At 35.1% G+C, this 3,329-nt stretch carries 4 protein-coding genes; 1 reads left to right on the forward strand and 3 read right to left on the reverse strand.

Features of this window, described 5'->3' with window-relative positions:
• The 3 genes from VQ048_RS11865 to mobA form a co-directional block, all read right to left on the reverse strand.
• Positions 1 to 489: YWFCY domain-containing protein (locus VQ048_RS11865; protein WP_327611880.1), on the reverse strand; the 489-nt coding region annotated here is incomplete at its 3' end.
• A 43-nt stretch (positions 490 to 532) separates the two neighbouring features.
• The gene (gene mobB / locus VQ048_RS11870; RefSeq protein WP_327611881.1) at positions 533 to 1,816 is read right to left on the reverse strand and encodes a conjugal transfer protein MobB; all 1,284 of its coding nucleotides are present in this window, start codon (positions 1,814 to 1,816) and stop codon (positions 533 to 535) included.
• Between the two features lie 5 nt (positions 1,817 to 1,821).
• The gene (gene mobA / locus VQ048_RS11875; RefSeq protein WP_327611882.1) at positions 1,822 to 2,238 is read right to left on the reverse strand and encodes a conjugal transfer protein MobA; all 417 of its coding nucleotides are present in this window, start codon (positions 2,236 to 2,238) and stop codon (positions 1,822 to 1,824) included.
• Positions 2,239 to 2,873: 635 nt separating this feature from the next.
• Between mobA and VQ048_RS11880 the strand changes: the two genes are divergently transcribed.
• A partial coding sequence (locus VQ048_RS11880) for a ParA family protein (protein ID WP_442872827.1) occupies positions 2,874 to 3,329 on the forward strand: 456 nt, incomplete at its 3' end.

Consider the following 3,329-nt stretch of genomic DNA (forward strand, 5'->3'; position numbering starts at 1 on the left):
AGATTCGTTTTCGATATTGAAAACATCTTCCATAAGATTACTTTTCAATAATCGGCTCATCCAAGCTCCAGCCATAAGTAGCGATATAAATCCGGCGGAAGTAGTCAATATGTAGAGTATGGCTCGAATACCAAAAGACAGATGCAAATTCAAAATCCAAAAATTACCAAAGAATAGCAAAATACCACACGCCAAAGCGGTATGAATTTGTCGCCAAGTAATTTTTTCATCTTTTACGCCTTTTGTCCCCAAACAACTCAATGCCAATAATACAACTGCAAAGATTTTTGTGTACAGCTGATGATTGAATAACCCGGGGTGTTTTTGAAAGTTCTGTAATACCTTATTGACAATACTTAATGTCCAGCCTTGCCGTTCAAAAAAGCCATAACAATACCAATAGAGGTGCATTAGCACCACAATAACACTTACGGCACGCATCATCTGCATTATTTTTGCCAAGCCTCTTAAATCGTCTTCGTTTTGCATTTTTATATAGATTTTAAAGATTAAAAAATGATTGATTGAAAAATTATTTTTTTCGTTGTTTAACTTTCTTTTTCTTACGCCTCATTCGATTGATAAAGGCTTCTTCTTCGTAATCAACTCCCTGATTTTCGGGTAAAAGACTGAATAAAGCCTTAATCGTTAGGTAATCGTATTCATATTCGTAATAGGTGGTTTCTTGGAAATTGTTATCATTTGAGTTTTTCAATTCTTCAGGATAACTAAATTGACTTTGTTCTGTGGTCTGTTCTGTGATTTGTTGGTCATTCTGTCCAGCAAAATATTGATGAAAAAAGTTTGCTGAAAAGTCTTTACCTAGTCGTGAACCATTCCAAACACAACGGGTATTGTGGTCGATAAAGGTTACACCATATAATCTACCTTGGTCGTTCTCACGAAAAATCACCGATATTTTATGCGGTATTAAAGCCTTTCTAAATTCTGCCTTGCTTTGGGTTGTTTTTAAAGCATTTTTAATATGTTGTTTAAGCGTTGATTTATCCTGTTTGTTTAATTGAGGCTTATGTTGTTCCATTTGTTTTTCCAGTGATGGAAGTCCCGCCTTTTTGCCAAATAATGAGGATTTAAAGGGATTGCTCGCCTTTTCTCCGTTTTCATCCAGAGCAAAATACACCAATCCTCTCCGATGTTCTCCGTGTAATTCGCCTTCTACTTTTTCGGTACCAATATTCAACAGCTGGAGCAAGGCTGTATATTCTCCCAGACTTTGAAATTGATAATACTGAGGGATATAACGAACAATAGAAGCCAACTGACTTTTGATATCTGCCTTGCGATAATCCACAGGTTGAAATAAGACTTTGTCTTCTCCTTCCTTTTTATCCAAGGCGGATTGCAACCCAAACTTTTCTTCTAATGCACGACACACTCGCATTGATTTTCGTTTCTCAAAAGCATCATTGATTTTTTTGCCTTGTTCATCTACGCAAACAGAAACAATATGAATATGCGTTCTTTCAATATCTGTATGTTTAAATACCACAAAAGGCTGATTGCCATATCCCATTTTCTGCATATACTCGGTAGCGATTTCTTTGAAATCATTGTCTGAAACTTCATCTTTGGGGTCGGGATTGATAGAAATATGCAGGATTGGTTTTTCGGTTCTTTGGTTGGCTATCAAATACGGTTCAAACGAACGAGCCAAAACAGAAGTATCCCATTGTCCATCCAAAGGATGTATCATACGATGTGCGTGTAGAATATTGCCATTATCATCTTCCACTTTTTCATAATTGTACAAAAGCACTCCTAAGAGATTACTCCCTCGTCCAATTTTCGCCACCATATCACTTAGTTTTTTAAGTGTTTTTGCTCAAAATTTTGTGTAACCTGTTTGATTTCTTCACTTAAAGCCACTAACTTTTTGGTCTGTTCTTCGAGTTTAAAAAGGTATGCCCCTGCCTTTTTTTCTGAAAAATGACGGTAAAGTATTTTGACTATTTGATTATAATTGACGGCTATTTTTCTAAATTGAGCGTTTAATTCGGTGAGTTTGATATAAAAATCAATGGCTGTTTTATCAATTTTTACCATTTTAATTTCTTTATTGAATAGGACAGAAATGATAAAACGAGCTTTGTATGCCATACCTGATTGTTCAAATAGAGATAGAAATTTCTCGTGTTCTTCTGAATTAAAGCTAATAGTATATCTATGAATAGCTTTATCTATTTTGGGTTTACGCCCTCCTTTATGTTTTTTATCCATATACAATCCATTTATAATATCAAAAAATCCCGACTTCGGAGGGGTTTTAGCCTCCTGCAAGGACAAGTTGGTTTTGAGATGCTCAGAAGGTTTTGAGCATCTCAAAACACAACTTGCTCTGTTCGGGTGAACAGAAAACACTCACTACCGTTCGTGTTGTGAATAGCTTTTATTTTTGATAAAAAACTCCTGTCTTTTTTTGAGGCTACTCATTATTCTGTTTTCATAACAAAACAACGGATAAACAATAGACTGACAATGATTTTTTAAGTGCCATAAAGAGCCACAAAATGCCAATAAATACCGCCTATTTCAGCCATATTTCTATTTGGTGTTCCTTTGTGCATACAAATGTATGTGCATACCTACATAGCTACCTACTTGCGCAGGTAAGTATATGCGTAAATAAGTACATAAGTGAGTATGTCTATCTATAAATCGGTATGTATTCAACTATGTAGATATGGATGTATAGATGTAGGTAAATGTATAAATACTTATGTATTCAATTACATAAGTACGAATGTACCTAAATACAGATGTATATGAGTAAGTAAATATGTATATGTATAGATAGATATGTCTGCATATAAATATATAGATAAGTAAGTACATAAATTAAATATCCATTAAAAATGAGTATGAAAAAAGAACCCAAATTTGTCAGCTTTGCCACCCAAAAAGGCGGTGTAGGAAAAACTAGTTTTACTATTTTAGTCGCCAGTTTGCTTCATTACCGAATGGGCTATAATGTGGTAGTATTCGATTGTGATTATCCACAGTATAGTATCAGTAATCTACGGGAACAGGATTTGAAAATCGTGATGCAGAATGAACATTTCAAACAGAAAGCCCACGAGCAATTCAGTAAGATTAACAAAAAAGCCTATCCAATTATCACTTGTAAATCCAATGAGGCGATTCAAAAGGCAGAAGAATTTATCAAAGAAACGCCTTATGATATTGATGTAGTGCTATTCGATATGCCAGGAACGGTTAATACCGCAGGGATTTTGACCGTTCTATCCCATATCAACCATATTTTCGCACCCATCACTGCCGATAGGGTGGTCATTGAAAGTACCCTCAGT

It is taken from the genome of Bergeyella anatis, from assembly GCF_036016955.1.
GTDB lineage: Bacteria > Bacteroidota > Bacteroidia > Flavobacteriales > Weeksellaceae > JAYWXI01.

Excerpts from the sequence above, each read along its gene's own strand:
- mobA (WP_327611882.1), bottom strand. The coding sequence starts at position 2,238 with ATGGATAAAAAACATAAAGGAGGGCGTAAACCCAAAATAGATAAAGCT.
- mobB (WP_327611881.1), bottom strand. The coding sequence starts at position 1,816 with ATGGTGGCGAAAATTGGACGAGGGAGTAATCTCTTAGGAGTGCTTTTG.